This is a genomic window from Prochlorococcus marinus str. MIT 9313 (assembly GCF_000011485.1).
Classification (GTDB): Bacteria; Cyanobacteriota; Cyanobacteriia; order PCC-6307; family Cyanobiaceae; genus Prochlorococcus; species Prochlorococcus marinus_D.
This window is the reverse complement of sequence record NC_005071.1, coordinates 374,547-392,340: the sequence shown is the minus strand read 5'-3', so window position 1 is coordinate 392,340 and position 17,794 is coordinate 374,547. Positions and strand designations below refer to the sequence as shown.

General features: G+C 52.8%; 17 protein-coding genes and 2 tRNA genes. 10 read left to right on the top strand and 9 right to left on the bottom strand.

The annotated features are described in order from the left end of the window. The first annotated feature begins 17 nt into the window (after positions 1–17). Positions 18–1,247 carry a tRNA 2-thiouridine(34) synthase MnmA gene (gene mnmA / locus AKG35_RS01835; protein WP_011129723.1) on the top strand — a complete coding sequence of 410 codons (1,230 nt, stop codon included), beginning with the start codon at positions 18–20 and terminating at the stop codon, positions 1,245–1,247. On the opposite strand, the gene AKG35_RS01830 is transcribed toward mnmA, so the two are convergent. Further along, positions 1,228–2,727: an apolipoprotein N-acyltransferase gene (locus AKG35_RS01830; RefSeq protein WP_011129722.1), complete on the bottom strand. Its 1,500-nt coding sequence runs from the start codon at positions 2,725–2,727 to the stop codon at positions 1,228–1,230. The two genes, mnmA and AKG35_RS01830, sit on opposite strands and share 20 nt — an antisense overlap. A gap of 415 nt (positions 2,728–3,142) precedes the next feature. Then, positions 3,143–4,231, bottom strand: a complete 1,089-nt coding sequence (locus AKG35_RS01825) for an inverse autotransporter beta domain-containing protein (RefSeq protein WP_236069691.1) — start codon at positions 4,229–4,231, stop codon at positions 3,143–3,145. A 596-nt stretch (positions 4,232–4,827) separates the two neighbouring features. Between AKG35_RS01825 and AKG35_RS01820 the strand changes: the two genes are divergently transcribed. The 3 genes from AKG35_RS01820 to sodX all read left to right on the top strand — a co-directional run bounded on the left by AKG35_RS01820 (position 4,828) and on the right by sodX (position 6,390). Next, positions 4,828–5,460: an FKBP-type peptidyl-prolyl cis-trans isomerase gene (locus tag AKG35_RS01820; RefSeq protein ID WP_011129720.1), complete on the top strand. Its 633-nt coding sequence runs from the start codon at positions 4,828–4,830 to the stop codon at positions 5,458–5,460. Positions 5,461–5,549: 89 nt separating this feature from the next. Then, positions 5,550–6,023, top strand: a complete 474-nt coding sequence (gene sodN / locus AKG35_RS01815) for a superoxide dismutase, Ni (protein ID WP_011129719.1) — start codon at positions 5,550–5,552, stop codon at positions 6,021–6,023. A gap of 10 nt (positions 6,024–6,033) precedes the next feature. Then, on the top strand, positions 6,034–6,390 hold the full coding sequence (sodX, locus tag AKG35_RS01810; RefSeq protein WP_011129718.1) for a nickel-type superoxide dismutase maturation protease: 357 nt from the start codon (positions 6,034–6,036) through the stop codon (positions 6,388–6,390). A gap of 20 nt (positions 6,391–6,410) precedes the next feature. Here the strand turns inward: sodX and AKG35_RS01805 are convergent, their stop codons facing one another. From AKG35_RS01805 to AKG35_RS01775, 7 genes are all read right to left on the bottom strand, one after another. Next, positions 6,411–7,091 (bottom strand): hydantoin utilization protein A, encoded by a 681-nt coding sequence (locus AKG35_RS01805; protein ID WP_011129717.1) that lies wholly within the window; start codon positions 7,089–7,091, stop codon positions 6,411–6,413. A gap of 104 nt (positions 7,092–7,195) precedes the next feature. Next, positions 7,196–7,414, bottom strand: coding sequence for a hypothetical protein (locus AKG35_RS01800; protein WP_236069633.1), 219 nt, complete (start codon positions 7,412–7,414; stop codon positions 7,196–7,198). Positions 7,415–7,741: 327 nt separating this feature from the next. Further along, a complete protein-coding gene (gene trpC, locus AKG35_RS01795; RefSeq protein ID WP_011129715.1) occupies positions 7,742–8,647 on the bottom strand; it encodes an indole-3-glycerol phosphate synthase TrpC in 906 nt (301 codons plus the stop codon). Between the two features lie 63 nt (positions 8,648–8,710). Further along, complete coding sequence (lpdA, locus tag AKG35_RS01790) at positions 8,711–10,180, bottom strand: dihydrolipoyl dehydrogenase (protein ID WP_011129714.1); 1,470 nt, start codon at positions 10,178–10,180, stop codon at positions 8,711–8,713. A 5-nt stretch (positions 10,181–10,185) separates the two neighbouring features. Further along, entirely contained in the window at positions 10,186–11,013 is an 828-nt protein-coding gene (locus AKG35_RS01785) for a TrmH family RNA methyltransferase (protein ID WP_011129713.1), read from the bottom strand. 31 nt (positions 11,014–11,044) lie between these two features. Next, positions 11,045–11,293, bottom strand: coding sequence for a hypothetical protein (locus AKG35_RS01780; RefSeq protein ID WP_041384280.1), 249 nt, complete (start codon positions 11,291–11,293; stop codon positions 11,045–11,047). 36 nt (positions 11,294–11,329) lie between these two features. Further along, positions 11,330–11,413, bottom strand: a tRNA-Leu gene (locus AKG35_RS01775). A gap of 158 nt (positions 11,414–11,571) precedes the next feature. Between AKG35_RS01775 and murA the strand changes: the two genes are divergently transcribed. The 6 genes from murA to AKG35_RS01750 all read left to right on the top strand — a co-directional run bounded on the left by murA (position 11,572) and on the right by AKG35_RS01750 (position 17,309). Beyond that, on the top strand, positions 11,572–12,876 hold the full coding sequence (gene murA / locus AKG35_RS01770; protein WP_011129711.1) for a UDP-N-acetylglucosamine 1-carboxyvinyltransferase: 1,305 nt from the start codon (positions 11,572–11,574) through the stop codon (positions 12,874–12,876). Positions 12,877–12,899: 23 nt separating this feature from the next. Next, positions 12,900–12,981: transfer RNA gene (locus AKG35_RS01765), tRNA-Leu, on the top strand. Positions 12,982–12,989: 8 nt separating this feature from the next. After that, positions 12,990–14,171 carry an aspartate aminotransferase family protein gene (locus tag AKG35_RS12205; protein ID WP_071818099.1) on the top strand — a complete coding sequence of 394 codons (1,182 nt, stop codon included), beginning with the start codon at positions 12,990–12,992 and terminating at the stop codon, positions 14,169–14,171. After that, complete coding sequence (locus AKG35_RS01760; protein ID WP_011129709.1) at positions 14,172–15,413, top strand: bifunctional folylpolyglutamate synthase/dihydrofolate synthase; 1,242 nt, start codon at positions 14,172–14,174, stop codon at positions 15,411–15,413. Positions 15,414–15,434: 21 nt separating this feature from the next. Next, entirely contained in the window at positions 15,435–15,974 is a 540-nt protein-coding gene (locus AKG35_RS01755) for a pentapeptide repeat-containing protein (protein WP_011129708.1), read from the top strand. Between the two features lie 387 nt (positions 15,975–16,361). Continuing rightward, entirely contained in the window at positions 16,362–17,309 is a 948-nt protein-coding gene (locus AKG35_RS01750; RefSeq protein WP_011129707.1) for a hypothetical protein, read from the top strand. Positions 17,310–17,794: the final 485 nt, after the last annotated feature.

The following is a 17,794-nucleotide window of genomic DNA, read 5'->3' as shown; positions in this document are numbered from 1 at the left end:
TCATCGCGGTAACGCCTATGCAGCCGCCAATACCAGCCCCCCTTAAGCATGTGTCTCGAACACCAGCCACACCAGCAGTTGCAAAAGCCCTGACACGTTTGCAGTGTTGGCCAGGCGAGCAGCGGGTGGCGGTAGGGCTCTCTGGCGGTGTTGATAGTTCCCTCAGCGCCGCCCTACTCGTGGAAGCGGGCTGGCAGGTGGAAGGTCTCACTCTCTGGCTGATGAGCGGCAAGGGCGCATGTTGCAGCGATGGACTTATCGATGCCGCCGGCATCTGTGAGCAACTCAAAATCCCTCATCATGTGGTGGATTCACGCGCCACATTCCAAGCAGAAATCGTCGACCAACTCGTGCAGGGCTATCAACAAGGGGTGACACCGTTACCTTGCTCACGCTGCAATCGCTCGGTGAAATTTGCGGAAATGCTCAGCTGGGCTAAAAAAGAACTCCAGTTACACCGCGTTGCCACGGGGCACTATGCCCGTATTCGCCATCGCGAGGATCCAGAACCTCAACAAGCCTTACCTGGGGATTCCATTGGACGGCACCAGCTTTTACGTGGTCTCGATCAGAACAAAGATCAGAGTTACTTCCTCTATGACCTTTCTCAAGATGTGTTGGCAAAGGTGATCTTTCCCCTAGGGGAGCTCACCAAAGCAGAGACCAGACAGGAAGCAGAGCGTTACGGCCTACGCACAGCCAAGAAAGAAGAAAGTCAGGATCTTTGCCTTGCTGATCACTACGGCTCAATGAAAGCCTTCCTTGACAATTACCTACCTGCCAGACAAGGCGAGATTGTGCTGCAAGACGGCAAAGTCGTGGGTGAACACGATGGAATCGAACATTTCACCATTGGCCAACGCAAAGGCCTTGGCGTGGCCTGGCGAGAGCCTCTGCACGTGGTGCAACTAGACGCGGCAGCAAATCGCGTCATCGTTGCCCCTCGTGCAGAGGCGGGGCGCGACAACTGCGTTGTGGGCGCAGTGAACTGGATCTCGATGGCACCTCCAAGCACCACCATCAATGTGGAGGTGCAAGTGCGTTACAGAAGCGGACCCGTTGCCGCCCAACTCACCCCTATCGAAGCCACAGCAGAGGACATTGCCGCCGACCGTCCTCACCGCTGCAGACTGACCTTTAACGAAAAGCAATTCTCAATCACACCTGGCCAGGCTGCAGTCTTTTATGCCGCTGACACAGTCCTCGGCGGTGGCCTGATCCAGCAGGTCAACACAGCATCAAGCTGATCAGCCAGGAGCGAACACGCGACAAGCCAAGCCCAACCACTGCAAAGAGCATCAAGCCAATTAAAGGTGCCTCACGCCAGCGGGTGTAACCGCTGATGCCTTGATGGAAATGCAGATCCGCCAGGCCAACACCCTCCGTAAAAGGAGCCAGCAGTTGCTGCTGCTTGCCTGTCGCCAAAACCAAAGCAGAGGGGCCTGTGTTCGCAACGCTGAGTAGATCACGGGCGGTTTCGATGCTGCGCAGCTGTGCCAAAGCAATGAACTGCCGCTGCAAGGCCAAGGGGTAGGGATCAAGATTGGCTACCGCCAACAACCATTGCGCTCCATCAGCGACGGCCTGGGCTAAAGCAGCCCCATTACTGAGCTCGTAACAAATGGCCACGGCAGCGGTAGGACCTGGCCACTGCAACAAGCGCGAAGCAGCACCAGGTTGAAGACCACCAACAGCTGATAAACCACGAAAAACACCACCAGGCAAAGCCGGTAGCCATTCCCCCAGCGGCACCAAACGGTGTTTGTCAATGAATGCTGAAGCCTGCCTTTCGCCGCGATCTACCACCAACAAAGCACTGCGTTGCTGACCGCGCAGCCAGCGAAAACCACCGCTGAGCAGGGGAAGCGGAGCAGGCCTGAGCAACACCGCATCAGGGGGGAGAAGGCCTTCTGGAGCCACCAACCAGGCAGCATCAAGATCATCAGCACGATCGAGAGCATTTTGAAGAGCCTCGGGAAGGCGACGTTGCTGCTCCTCAGAAAACTTGCTGCGCGTAGGGATAGCGGGCTGCCAAGCAGCAACCGAAATGGGTGCGGTTGCATCTGATGAACGCAACAAACTCCAGCCAAAACCATGGGCCAAGAGCAAACACAGAAGCCCCACCAGCAAAGAACGACGCCAACCAACTCCACGACGCCAAGCCAGCGCCGTACGCCATAACCACCAACCGATCAGCAGCTGAAGCGTGGCTAAACCTCCAGCCCCAAACCAGCGGGCCAAACCAGCCAAGGCTCGATCACCGGGCAAAAGGCTGCCGCCAACGCCAATCCAGAACAAGGGTGAACCGGCCAACAGCACTTCCGCAAGCCCCCAGATCGATGCCATCAGCAGGGCATGAGAAAGCTGAGCGCGGATGCCTGCTTCTCGCGTTGCCAGATGAGCAATCGAAGTGCCTAACCAAGCCCAAAGCCCAACAAGCACAGCTGCTGCTGCACCGCAAAACAACCAAATTGATGCGGCGACAGGAACACTCAGGGGTGCAGGTACGCCAACCCAAGTGAGTGGATGCAACGCCAACAACCAGCGATGGCTTAGCAGCACGGCCACAAAACCCCAAAGAGAGGCTGCAACTGGAAAGCGACACGCCGACCAAAGCAAGGCCAGGGCCGGTGCCATCCAAAGCAAGCCACCATGGGCAATACCGATACCTGCCAAGACACCACCAACCGCCCCCTGCACCAGCGCTAGGGATCGGTCATTGCCCATGGTCAACACCAAACACCAAAGCCATCTTGACGCGGTTGCCGAACAGACAAGCTGATCTCCTCAGCAATGTCGCCAACGAGGCAGAATCAAGTGGCCGTGAAATTCGGCAGGGCTAATGGCATTTGAGATGGTGAGCTCCCGTTCAGATTCTGATGATTAGTTGAGGAGATATGGGTATTGGTTAGAAGCAAGAAGTTGATGGCTGGCTTGGTATTGCCGAGTAATTATTGCCAGAGTTGACTCCCGTCGTTCCGATCAATCACACGCCTTTGCAAGCAGCTTATTGGCAAGAAGGTGCCAGGTATCGATGGTCATTTTGAGCCAATAGTGAAGCGATTGAAAAAATAAAAAGCTCCTATGATTGCAGGTATTTTGATAAGTGACAGGATCAATTTTGTTATTAGCGCAACCATTCTCATGGCACCCAGCCAGGGATCACCTTGCGACAATCAGCACCACTTAGGCCCTCTTCACTCCAAAGCCCGTTATGACAAAGACAGATTATGCAGGAGGTGGAGGATATAGGATTCGTCCCACCTGAAAGGATAGCCAGACCACATGATGGAACGCAGGCCCAGAGTGAGTCATGCAATCTAATATCTCGATTTTTTGGCGTTGATGATAAAGCTTGTATAACAGGTGAATCTTGCTTACTTGGAGATACATAGCTATTGCTACCAAATCGATATTTAATATCTGCAGTAAAGCGCGTATCAAAGGCTTCATCGTAAGAAAGGTTAGCCCCAATAGTTAAGCCATTACTAATGTTGTAGGCCAGTCTTCCTTTAACACCAGAGCCATCATCTTCTGTTAGATCATCACCATGCTGGTAGTAGTAGCCACACGAAGCATTTACATTAGGTGAGACCCTGTAGCCAACATCTAAGCCATAGGTATGTAGAGCACCTCCGTCGTAGTAACTGTTGAGGCGTTGCTCTGTATCACCAATAGGAAATAGTCCATAGGCGTTGAAGTTCCAGGACTCACTAACTGCTTCTAGACCTGCTGCAATTTGCTGGAAGAACACATCTTCCTTGTTCCAAACAGTTACCCCAGTATCCGCATCTCCTGTATTCACAGGCCGGCTGTCATAGCCAGCATTCACTCCATACATCCAGCTGCGATCACCATTGAGCCAGCGGTATCCCAAACGGGTTGAGGTGCTGATCGTGGTACCAGCAACTTCTGTGTTGATGATGCTGGAGTCGTTGTTGTAGTCAGAGAAGTTAGCGTTGGCTAAGGCATCTACAAACAAGACGCTGTTCTCGCCAACGGCTATGGGAAGGAAGGCGCCAATACCTGCTTGGTTAGGTGTTCCTGCTCCTTGCAAGGCACCTTGAAAACCCCAGTTGAAGCGCACAGCGTCTTTGAGGTTGATCTCCATCACGCCTAGATCTGCTGCACTGCCGTCTTCTTGAGCAGCGACTGGCTGGATAGGAGAGCTGGCTAATGCAAGAGCAGCAGCACCAGCAAGCGATAAAGGAAGGCGTAGCGATCGCTGCACTGGAATCAACTAAATCCTCAGCTCATAGTGTTTTGAAAACTAGCTTGCAGAGCAAAGCTTGAGGCAGTTATTGGTGTGGCTGCACTAACAGCCCTAATAATTAATCTCACCAAGCCAATAACGACGTCCTTAGGATTGGGATCTAAGGCTGAATCAAATACCACAACTCTGAACCAGACCTGAACTCACGGAGAATATGGCACAGATCAACCACTATTAAGGCTTCATTCTATCTTCAATTTTTGCCGGGTCCTCAGTCACATCAAGAGATCAATTTTATATCTATGTCTTCAAGAATGGATAAACCTTAGATGCCTAAAGCAACCACAAGCTGCTGCCCTATGGGCAGCCATATTCAAGGCCCTCGGTGGTGAAACTCCTTAGCCAATCCAATCAATGGCTCTCAAGCTTGAACGTAATCGCGACAAGATTGTCCAGGATTTTTTCTTGGCCAGCCAGAAAGACACCAATCAACTGCAGGGCAGGGTCAACTAGCTGGAGCAGCAGCAAAGGCAACTGAAACAGCAGAAATCAACCAAGCACAGTCGAAAGCTGCATCTCCTGCCAGAATCATGTTGATTGATTATTGAGATTCAGTGCGCGACATCTTCATCAGTGCAGCAGTCTTTGTGGTGTGCGTGGTTGTGGCCTTTGTCAGCCAGATCGTGTCACCCTCAGTTGTGGTCGCCGACAGCAATCTGAATGCCGTGCAGGCAGAGGTGCGAACTGTCGAGCCAGCTGCTTTGAGCATGGCAGTGCTTGAACTCGACCCCGACGATCCCAACCCAACACTATTCAAGATGGCGGTCAACGGCTCCAAAGCAGATGCTGCTGAAATCGATGCCGCGCAAGCCAATGCCTCAGCCCTTGGCGGCCCAATCGAAGCAGAACCATCCCAACTAACAGCCAGTGGTCTGAGCATCACTGACCTCAAGATCGGCGATGGCCCGGAGGCCACAGCAGGCCAAACCGTTTCCGTGAACTACCGCGGCACACTGGAAAACGGCCAGGAATTCGACAGCAGCTACAAACGTGGGCCGTTCGAGTTCCCCCTCGGTGCAGGGCGAGTGATCAAAGGCTGGGATGAAGGCGTTGCTGGCATGAAGGTGGGCGGCAAGCGCAAGCTGGTCATCCCCCCAGAGCTTGGCTACGGAAGCCGCGGCGCAGGCCGTGTCATCCCTGGCAACGCCACGTTGATTTTCGAAGTCGAACTCCTGGGCATCAAATGATCTAAAGACTGAAAAGCAAATCAAATCAAAAGCAAACCCAATTAGCAATCAGCCTGGGTAGGCTCAGTTTGGCTTTCTCTATCTGCCAGATGTTGCGCTCGGCACTTTCTACACTTCACAGCAACCTGCCGGCCGCTTCGGTCCAGGCTCACTGTGATGGCCCTTGCGGCGTTTACGATCCCGCCTCGGCAACAGTCTCAGCTGAAGCCGTCGTATCGATGACCAAAAAGCTGCTCGAACTGCAGCCTCCCTCAGGCAACGATCCGGCTGCTTGGGCGGCTTACAACAACACCTTCTCCCGTTTCGTCGCCATCAAGGAAGAACAAGCTCAGCAAACCAAGAACGAGCTACTGATCCTCTGGACGGATTATTTCAAGCCAGAGCATCTGGCAACTTTCCCGAATCTGCATGACATCTTCTGGAAAGCGGCCAAGCTCTGCAGCGCCTGCAAGGTCAACATCGATCAATCCAAGGCAGATGAACTGATCAAAGCTGTGGAAGCCATTCACACGATGTTCTGGAAATCCAAGGGTCGCAATGACGCCTGGGTGAGAGCCAGTTAAGCCAACAAACATGATGCCAACAGCGAACTGGCGTTCGCTGTTCCTGCTGCTTTCAGGTCTTCGTCGCCACGCTCGTGTCGATGGAGACTCAATGAGCCCCAGCCTTGCCCCTGGCGACCTGGTGATCTTTCAACCGATCACCAGATATGACAGGCGGCTCAAGGCAGGCTGTGTAGTGGTTGTCCGTCATCCATTGAAACCAGCCACCCTGCTGATCAAACGCCTGATTGCAATCAACAATTCCGGGCTGGAGCTACGTGGTGACAACGAGCAAGCAAGCACAGACAGCCGGCATTTCGGTTTGGTGAATCGCGACAGCCTGCTTGGCATCGCTGAATGCGTATGGCGTGTTCCCTTCAGCGCATAAGAGCCCAGCAGATTAGGCAATCAAAGAAGCTGAGGGGATGTTTTCTGTAACCAAAAGAAGCCCGTAATGATCGATAGCCCACCTGTTGATCCAACCAGCAAAGGCAAGGCACGACGCCCCACACGCAATGTGGCTAAGGAAATCGCACCAACAACGGCAACCATCGCTGCGATGGAACCCAACAGATAAGCCGCCATATAGATCAAAGCCCCAAGAGGAGGCAAGGCCAGCGCGGGAATCACTGCAATTAGATGGCTGGCCCCAGCCAAGCCATGAAGGAGGCCAAGACTGCTTGCTGCATGAGCATGTCGCCCGTGCTGGTGTCGCCCACGCAGATGCAGGTGCACATGTTGATGGTCATGGGCGTGACCATAGTTTTGCTGATGCGTGTGCTGATGGGTGTGGATATCCAGGCCAAGAGCAGTACGAATCGCCATCGCTCCAACCACAAGCAACGCCACTCCTACGCAGAATTCGGCCCAGGAGGACATGCGCTCGATATGGACAAGGTCTTTCAAAACAATGGCAATGGTTGAAAGAACCAGAACACCTGTTGAATGGCCAATCCCCCAAGCAAGGCCACTGCGTAATGCCGTAGCCGGCTTACGTAATGCGCTCGGTGCGATGGCAACAAGATGATCAGCACCACCCACCACATGAAGGGCTCCCGCAGCGAAGCCCGTGAGGATGCTGATCAGCATGAAATCGAAACAGTCAAGAGGAAGTCTGACGGATTGAGGGTGGAATTGCGCTGATGCCACTGCTGAACAGATCAGGCGCTATAAGCATTGTAGGCAAGCTCTGCTCATGCATGGGCCTTGAGCTGTTCGTCGCGCAGAGAAGCAAGGAACTCAACACAACAGTCGCTTGCCTCTTGATCCGCAAATAAGCGCTGCGAACGCTCGTTCATCAGAGATCTCATCTGATTATCAAAGTCGTCGTCTGCAAACAAGCGCAATGATTTCTCAACATGATCTGCACGTAAAGAGGTAATCAGCTCAGGCAACTCACGAACCTCGAGCATTGCCAATTTGTGTCGCCATCTCATCAAGGCTGTTGAATCGAAACAACAGAGCCACCCCCTGGAAAATGCCTGAAATAGTTAGAAGATTAGAAACAGAAGGATGACACCTATGAGCAACAAACAGAATTAACGCATCAAGGAAGCGGCGAAAGATCTCGAGAAACCGCCAACCAAAACAAGGAACTTAAAGACACTCACCAAGACCTCAACCAAGCGCATCTTGAGCTCAAAGAGCAACGGCTCATCCTTAACTCACAGCAAGCTCAGATCAACCTCTTGCTGTGGTAATGCATCGCAACGATTCCTCAAATAAAAGAAAAAAAGTGATCAGCTGTTGCTCGTTCCTTCGTCTCCAATCATCAGCTGCTGTAAGCCAGCACAAACATCCGACTGACGCATCAGGGCTTCTCCTACCAACACAGCTTCAGCGCCTACTGCCTGAACCCTGTCCAAATCAGCGCGGTTAAACAAGCCCGATTCACTCACCAACAAGACACCCTGCTGCTGCAATCGAGTAGCGAATTGCTGGCTCAGTGTTTCAGTGGTTTCAAGGTCTGTCTCAAAGGTGGTGAGATCACGATTATTGATACCAATCAGTGGGAAACCACCAAGGTTGAGAACCCGTTCAAGTTCCTCAGCATCATGCACTTCCACTAAGACATTGAGTCCAAGACTGTTGGCCACCTTGCTCAAATACGTCAGGTCCTGATCAGAGAGGATCGCCACAATCAACAAGGCAGCATCTGCACCTGCAGCACGCGCCTGATAAAGCTGATATGGCGTCAGGATGAAGTCCTTACATAGCAGTGGTAGCCCAACCGTCTGCCGCACCTCAACAAGCACCTCAAATCCACCCTGGAAGAAGCTCTTATCGGTCAGCACAGACAAGCAACTAGCACCACCTTCCGCATAGGCATTGGCGATCAAAACAGGGTCAAAGTCCGCACGGATCACACCTTGACTTGGGCTGGCCTTCTTCACTTCAGCAATCACTGCCGGAGCTCGCGAAGCCTGACGCAAGGCTGCAATGAAATCTCGAGGGATGGGCAAGTCTGCGATCTGAGATTTAAGCGTCTCTAGGGGTACACGCTGTCTTGCCGTCTCAACTTCACGGTCCTTCTCCCAAACAATCTTCTCAAGAATGTGGCGCGGCTCAGCATCGGCGTGAGGAATGGCGTACTGCAAATGCGCCACCTTGACACTTGGATTGGGCGGACGTCTGCGGATCTCCATCGGGTGATAGTGCAATTAAAAACAGTGAACCGCAGGGCTAAGACCTGCTTGAAGAACAGCGGCCTAGGAAGCACTGGCCGATGCAACAACCGCCTTAGCCAGCTGTTTGGCCGCCTGTTTATAGGCCACTTCCACCACTTCACTCAGGGTGGGATGGGTATGCACTTCAGTGGCCAATTGAGCAACGCTCTGACGTCGTGCCACCGCATTGGCTACCTCCTGGATCAAATCGGCGGCGTGCAATCCATAGATATGAGCACCAAGAACTTCACCATTGTCTTTGCGGAACAACAACTTCATCAATCCATCACTCTCCAGCTCTGCTAGTGCTTTGGAATTGGCCTTGAAATAGCTGCGCACACTCCCCAACTCAAACCCATCCTTGGCGGCAAGATCTTTGGCATCAGCTTCACTCAACCCCACTGAACTGATCTCCGGATGAGTGAAGGTTGCGGCTGGAATACTGCGGTAATCAATCGTGCGGGAGTGTCCCTGAATGTTGTCAACAGCCAGCGTGCCCTGTGCTGCGGCTGTATGGGCCAACATCAGCTTGCCAGTGACATCACCGACGGCCCAAAGATGAGGCAGCGGCTTTCCGTTGACCAATACCCGCATGCTGTCGTCAATCGGCACAAAGCCACGATTGGTCTCCACACCAACCGACTCAAGATTGAGCCCCTTGCTACTTGGCACCCGACCAGTAGCGACGAGCACCGCATCCACCTCCAAGCTATCCACCAGCTCACGGCTTTTCATCTCCGCCAGTTCGATCCTTACCGGGCAGCCAGGGATCACCTTGCTAGCCAGCACACCAGCACGTGCATCGATGTCACGTCCTTCAATCAAATGCCGAGCTGCCATCTTGGTGATGTCGGGGTCAAAGGTTGGCATGACCCGATCCAACGCCTCAATCATCGTGACTTCACAGCCGAGAGCCGTATAAACATCGGCAAATTCAAGGCCGATATAACCACTGCCGATAATTGCAATCCAACGCGGCAGCCATTCCAAATTCACGGCTTCATCACTGGTAAAAACCGTGCGTCCATCGGTTTCAATCCCAGGGGGCACAAATGGATCAGAGCCTGTGGCAAGGATCACATCCCTGGCAGTGAGCAGCCGATCCACTCCACTTTTCTCTCTCAAGCCAATTCGCTGGCTTCCCTCCAATCGTCCATGGCCACGCAGGATCGTGACACCAGCCCGCTGCAGCGTTTTGGTGAGGTTGCTACGAATCGTGGCCACCAACTGGTTGGCATGGTCAGCAATCTTCTGGCGTTCAAAACGCACCGGTGCAGCATGGATCCCGAAACCAGATAGGTGTTCAGCATCAGCCAGCTCACGCACCCTTCCACTAGCAGCAAGCAATGCCTTAGAGGGCACACAGCCTCGATTCACGCAAGTGCCGCCCATCTCACCTGATTCCACAATCGCCACCTTGAGGCCATCATCAGCGGCATGCTTGGCGGCATCAAAACCGCCGTAACCCGCACCGATCACGATCACATCGAAGTCGAAACTGGCTTCGCTCACCCGAACTACTGCGTGGAGAAGGTCATTGTGGCTCGTCGCCGCTCAAGCAGTAGTGGCACCGCCACCGCCGCCACATTGAGCGACTCAACTGCTGCGCTATGCGGCAAGGTCACGCAATCAGTACAACACGCCTGCAGACGCGGATGCAGGCCGGATCCCTCATTGCCCAGCACCAACACAGTCGGTTTTCTCCAGTCCAGCTGCCAATAAGGCAAACAAGAATGGGCTGCAGAAGAGCCCGGCACCATGGTGGCCACGACCTGTAAACCGTGACTAGCAGCCCATTCAAGCTGCTCAGCCAACTGCTCCACGGCCTCCTGCCCTGATGACCCGAAGCGCTGATAGGGCAACTGCAGGATGGCCCCCGCCGAAGCCCTCAACACTTTTGGGCTAAGGGGATCCGCCCCGGACGCAAGCCAAACCGCCTCCACCTCTGCCGCCAAGGCTGTTCGCAGCAAGGTGCCAAGGTTGCCAGGATCCTGCAGCCGATCCAAAGCCAACACAAACTTGGCTTGATTAACAGCCTGCGGAAGAGAGTCAAGGGGCACAAGGCTGGCGACACCATCTGGGCTGACTGTCGTCAACGAAGCCTCCAAAACACTTGGGGTGACCTGATGAATCAAGGTTTCTGCAGGCAAAGCCTGCACAAGATCCCCATGACGCTCCAGCCAAAAGTTGGTCGCCACAATCTCTTTAGGACGGTGTGTGGTTCGCAACACTTCCTGAAGCAGGTGGGTTCCCTCAAGCAGCAACAAAGCCTGCTCTTGACGACCTTCGCTGCTAGCGAGGAATTTCAATCTCCGCACCAGAGGATTGCGGCGACTTGAAATCAATAGCGAGGCATGAACTCCGATCTACAGAACCTCAGAATGTTGCTTGCTGACGCACCTTCAATCCTTCATTCAGGACAAGCTGTTCACCATCAATATCAAGACCATTCACTGCTGCGATTTCACCCTTTAAGCCTTCAGCAGCAAGACTTTCAATCATCTTTTTGATGACTTGATCTTCCACAGTGAAACTGTCTAAATCATCAGGAGTGAGACGCTCAAGGAAGCGACCCACTTTTGCAGCCACCAACTCCGAAGCATTGGTAATCTTGAGTACAATCATGGATGCAGCTTGAGGTCGATTACTCATTCAAGATAATGCGGATGGGGAGACTTGAACTCCCACGACATTGCTGCCACTAGTACCTGAAACTAGCGCGTCTACCAATTCCGCCACATCCGCTGGCGTGCGTCGCGCAAGCGACATAAAGACGATAAGACATCGACTGCCAGCCAGCCTTATCTCAACCTGACAGTTTTGAACCAGTTTGAGGTCTGGACGTCTAGACTGTCTCACCTGTAATTGTCAATATGTCTTCGTTCAAGAATAATTAACGGGACATGCCCGCAGCGGTATCCATATCTCAAGAGATTCTCAAGCCGCATCTGGAGATTCAAGGCGGACATACTCTTTCCAGAGAGCTGAAAGTCAGCGGAGCTAAGAATTCTGCCCTCGTGCTCATGACCTCAGCCCTTCTCAGCGAAGGCCCCCTTGAGCTGCACAATGTCCCCCAGCTCACAGATATCCAGGGAATGGCAGACATCCTCGCCTCCTTGGGGGTACGAGTAAAACGGAGTCAGGAGACCGTTTGGCTGCAGGCTGATGGCCTTCATCACGCCGAACCTCCCTACGATCTAGTCAATGGCCTTAGAGCTAGCTTTTTCTGCATTGGCCCACTGCTAGGACGACTCGGTCACGCCAAAGTCCCCCTGCCGGGTGGTTGCCGCATCGGAGCCCGGCCTGTTGTTGAGCACATCAGAGGGCTTAAAGCTCTTGGTGCCATGGTGAAAGTTGAGCATGGCGTTGTCACAGCTTCAGTGCCAGGAACGTCACGGCGACTTAAAGGTGCTGCAATCGTGCTCGACTGCCCAAGTGTCGGTGCAACCGAGACCATTCTCATGGCAGCTGTGTTGGCGGAAGGCACTAGCACCATCGAAAACGCTGCCCAGGAGCCTGAGGTTCAAGACCTGGCCAAAATGCTCAATGCCATGGGTGCTCGTGTAAGCGGTGCTGGTGGTCCAATCATCACCATCGAAGGCGTTGAACGTTTACACGGCTGCAACTATTCGGTAATCCCTGATCGCATTGAAGCAGGGACCTTCCTGATAGCAGCGGCAATCACCCGCTCGATTGTTCGAGTGTCTCCAGTCATCCCTGAGCATCTCAATGCCGTGCTCCAGAAACTGAGAGATTGCGGCTGCACCCTTGAGATTGACAAGCAAGGAATCACTCTTATCCCGGGGGATCTTCATGGTGTTGACATCATCACCCAACCTTTCCCAGGCTTCCCAACGGACTTGCAGGCCCCCTTTATGGCCCTATTAACCACAGCCAAAGGCACAAGCGTGGTGACAGAAAAGATCTACGAAAACCGCATGCAACATGTCGCTGAGCTGCAAAGAATGGGCGCTTCGATTCGTCTTCAAGGAAACACGGCTGTGGTCGAAGGCATCCCCCAGCTAAGTGCTGCACCAGTTAGTGGTAACGACTTAAGAGCCGCAGCGGCGCTCGTGTTAGCAGGCCTTGCCGCACACGGCATCAGTCAAGTTGATGGCCTCAACCACCTCGATCGCGGTTATGACGAGATTGAAACCAAATTGAATGCATCTGGAGCCCATATCCTTCGGCATCAGCCCTCAGGATGACCCTGGCATAACATCACCTCCAAGGGAGCGTGGCGGAATTGGTAGACGCACTGGATTCAAAATCCAGCGCCTTCGGGCATGTGGGTTCAAGTCCCACCGCTCCCACTGCTGTGATGGGCACCTACAAACGTTTTCCCGTCACTCTGTTACGCGGGAAAGGATGCTGGGTATGGGATGACCATGGTCATCAATACCTTGACGCGGTTGCCGGTATCGCGACCTGCGCCCTCGGTCACAGTGACCGGGCCCTGCGTCGCTCTCTTGGCCAGCAGCTGAAACAACTTCAGCATGTTTCTAATCTGTATCGGATTCCTGAACAAGAGGCTCTTGCCCATTGGTTAGTAGAAAACAGCTGTGCAGACAGCGTGTTCTTCTGCAATTCCGGTGCAGAAGCCAACGAAGCCGCCATCAAGCTGGCTCGCAAACACGGTCATCGCCGTCGCGGCATTGATCGGCCAATCATTCTCACCGCTAATTCCAGTTTCCACGGCCGCACACTTGCTGCGATAAGTGCCACAGGTCAGCCCAACTTCCACAAAGGTTTCGAACCCATGGTTGAGGGATTTGAATTTTTCCCGTTCAATAACCTCCAAGCCTTCGAGCAGCAGCTAAATCGCCTCGAAGCTCAGGGGCCCTCTGTTGCCGCCGTGCTAATCGAACCACTACAAGGTGAGGGTGGCGTCAATCCAGGCGAAGCAGGCTTCTTCAGGCGCCTTAGAGAACTCTGTAGCCAGCATCAGATCCTGCTGATCTTTGATGAAGTTCAGGTCGGGATGGGCCGTTGTGGCAACTGGTGGGGGTATCAGCAGCTTGGGATCGAACCAGATGCCTTCACCTTGGCCAAAGGACTCGGGGGAGGCCATGCCATCGGAGCGTTACTTGTTAAACAGCACGCTGATCTTTTCGAACCAGGTGACCACGCCAGTACTTTTGGCGGCAATCCCTTTGCTTGCAAGGCAGCTCTCACAGTTGCCAAGGAGATCGAACGACGGGGTTTGATCGCAAAGGTCCAGCAACGAGGCGCACAGCTGCGCGAAGGCCTCACTGACCTGGTGCAACGTTTCCCGAGGCAACTCAAAGGGGTACGAGGCTGGGGGCTACTGCAAGGATTGGTGCTCCAAGACGAGAGCACATTCACAGCACCAAATGTCGCCCAGGCCGCCCTTGAAGAAAAGCTACTGGTGATAGCAGCAGGTCCAAAGGTTGTGCGCATGGTGCCGCCGCTGATCATCAAACCAAGCGAAATCCGCCAACTGCTCCAACGTCTGGAGGCCACCCTGGCGCACTTCCGCTAAGTGTCCAAACCCACAAGTCCAAGCAAGGAAGATTTAAGCGATCTGATTCCTCGTTTTGATCAGCGGGGGATGGATCTTGATCTTGAGCGCATGCAACAAGCACTGCAGGCCATGGGAAACCCCTGTGCCTCTATTCCAGCCATTCAGGTCGTAGGGACCAATGGCAAAGGGTCTATCGCCAGCTTCATTGCCAGCAGCCTTAAGGCTGCTGGCATTCGCGTGGGGCTGACCACCTCTCCTCACCTCGTGAGCTGGTGTGAACGGATCAGCAGCGATGGTGAGCCGATCTCAATCGTTGAGCTACGCCAACGACTCACCGCCCTTCAACCCCTTGCCCAAACCCACCGACTCACCCCCTTCGAGCTGTTGATTGCCACGGCTTTTGATCACTTCAGATCCCGCGAGGTAGAGCTGCTTGTGCTTGAGGTAGGCCTCGGAGGACGCCTCGATGCCACCACAGCTCATCCATACAGACCAATCATTGCCATGGCCAACATCGGCCTCGACCACTGCGAACACCTTGGTTACAGCCTTAAAGAGATAACAGCAGAAAAAAGCGCCGTCATCAGTCCTGGGGCTGCTGTGATCAGTGCTCGTCAACAAACTGAAGTGGCAAGCATTCTTGAAGACAAGGCAAAACATCAACAGGCCCGCTTGCAATGGGTTTCACCCCTCCCAGAGAACTGGGACTTGGGACTGCCAGGAGTCTTGCAACGGCAGAACGCGGCGGTAGCCAAGGGTGCTCTTGAATCCCTGGCCCCACTTGGCTGGCGACTCAATCAAGACGTCATTCGCACAGGGCTGGCCCACGCCTACTGGCCTGCACGACTGCAGACCGTTCACTGGCAAAGCCAGCCAGTGCTAATTGATGGTGCCCATAACCCACCAGCAGCCGAACGGTTGGCCCACGAGCGGCAGCACTGGAGCAATCAAGAGTTTGGGGTTTGCTGGGTGCTTGGTCTACAGGCCCACAAGCAAGCACCAGCCATGCTTCGCCATTTACTCAAGCCAAGCGATCTGGCTTGGATCGTGCCGGTGCCGGAACACTGCAGCTGGACGCAGCACCAACTCGCAGCACACTGCCCCGACCTATCAAGCCAACTCCAATCTGCTGACAATGTTGAACAGGTCTTCTCCATCCTGCTCAAACAGAATCGATGGCCAAATCCACCTCCAGTTGTAGCTGGTTCCCTCTATTTATTAGGTGATCTTCTCGCAAAGCAAACCATCCAGGCAGAGTGAAAGGGTCCTGCCGTAAAGCCGATGCCGAGCTCGTTGTCGCAACGTCAAAACCTGATGAAATTTTTGGGCTGGATGCTTTGCCTGCTGATCGCTATCCCTGCGCAGGCTCTCGACACCAGTTCAGGGGTTGGGCTACAGGATCGGGCTCTATTCCAAGAACGACTGGACTACACCCTCACCAACCAAAACGGGAAAGACTTCCACGCACAAGACCTCTCCAACTCATCCTTCGCTGGTGCCGTTGCAAGAGCTGCCGACTTCAGCAACAGCAATCTGCATGGCGCGATCCTCACCCAAGGAACCTTTACCCAATCAAACTTCAGCGGCGCTGACCTCTCTGATGCACTGATGGATCGTGTCGACTTCGTCGATACGGATCTGCGCAATTGTGTCCTCAAAGGGGTGATTGCCTCAGGCAGCAGCTTCGCAGGAGCGCAGATTGATGGTGCCGACTTCAGCGATGCGCTACTCGATCTTGATGACCAGCGCCGCCTTTGCCTTGATGCGGACGGCATCAACCAGATCACCGGCATCGCAACCTTTGAGAGCTTGAATTGCTGAGCAAACGGCTGTTAAAAGCAGCCCCTGGGCTTTTCGACATCGCTAGCAATACATCACTCCCTAGCACCCCGACCAGCCTCTTTGCCTAAAACATTATTGCTCTGAAGACCACCCACCTCCAGTCAGCAGAACAAAGACAAGCAGAGATCGACCACTGCAAAAAGGTTGGCCTCCACAACTCCATCGAGGCGTGGAAAATGATTCTCAAAACAGCCTAGACAAGTTGTACTCTCAAGCGTTGAAAGTTTTTTTTGGGGAGATTCAAATCTCTCTTAATCAACATCACAGGCATCTGTGAAGCAAGTCACAAGCCGAGCAACCTAATTAAGCGATTGTTTGTGCATCGGAGAGAACCCTTCGATGCAAAAACCTTACCCATAGAAACCAATGGCTCGTTCAACATCTTCTAGGAGCACAACCAAAGTTGTTGCCACCCCATTAGCAACTGCTTCCACAAATCGCACAACCACAACTTTGATTTCGGAACAAGCTGTGGAATTAAACACTGCTGCAACTGTTGAATCACCTATCCAGCCCGAAGCATCTTCTTCAAGAGTGGATGCGCTGACTCCCTACTTCGAAAATTTTGGGCCTGACCCAATCCTTGGCAATCACATTGAAAACAACAATTTAGAATATTTGAATGACTTCATTAATGAGAACCAAATTGATCCAACATTGGGAATAGATATCCGCAATGAATTTGTTAATAACGTAATGAATTCAGTAGATGAATTGCAAGATCTCATCATGAGTCAAGCACTAGGACACACAACGGGCGACTATCATATGCATACAGAAGAAGGTGATGGATACACAAGAACGACAACGGTCCGACCTGACGGAAGCGTCCAAGGCACAGAAACCAAAAACGCCAATGGGACAAGCCACTATGAGAATGACGTCGTAGATCAGTACAAAGATAAAGATGGCAATATAATTACCAAGGAGGAATACGACAATCTAAACAAACAAGAGGAAAAAGAAGAAGAACCAGAGAAGGATGAGTCCAATGATGACAATCAATCAGAGACGGAAGGTAATGAATCTGAAGAGCCAGAGGGAGGTGAAGGAGATGACATTACACCCGAATCCGAAGCCAGAGGGCGCTGGTATATTAGCGAACAAATTGATGAGTTAACTGGCAACCTAAAAGAAGAGATGTTTGTTAATTCTCAATTCGAGATTATGGATGCTTCGATTGCATTTGAACTAGAACCCATGGTTCATGAGCAGATTGGAAATTCTCAAGCCAATCACTCGCCAACTCTCAACCAAGTAGAAGAGTTACCAATGCTAACAGGAATACGAACAGCAACGGAGGCTATTTTCTGATTTAGATCATGCACATATATCGCCCTTATTCTACAGGGCGATATATGTCCAGAACATGGCTTCTACGCTTACGCAAATCAACTAATAGATTTTCCATATATCAAATAGCTGGATTAAAACCCACCGCTATTTAACACCCCCCCCGAAGCCCTATGCGGTTTTTTCTGCTAAATACAGAAACTTCAAGAAAGTCCAAAAGCGTTTGCAAGCTGCGGCTTTACTTACTCAAGCCATTCAAAAGCCTGACAAAGAACTGTTCACTGATCTATTTATCCAAGCCTTTACCTAATCCTGTCCAAACAACCCACGAGAACAGCAGCAAAAGCTGAACGGAGGAAAGTACTAGAGGAATTCAACAACTGTCTTTACCTGGCTTCCACTGTTCTTTACTGAGGAAGCCAGGTAATGACTCCCTGCCTCTTTTCGGTCTCGAGCTATCCACAACGAGGCAATTGGAAATGCTCAATAGAGCACAACGCACCACT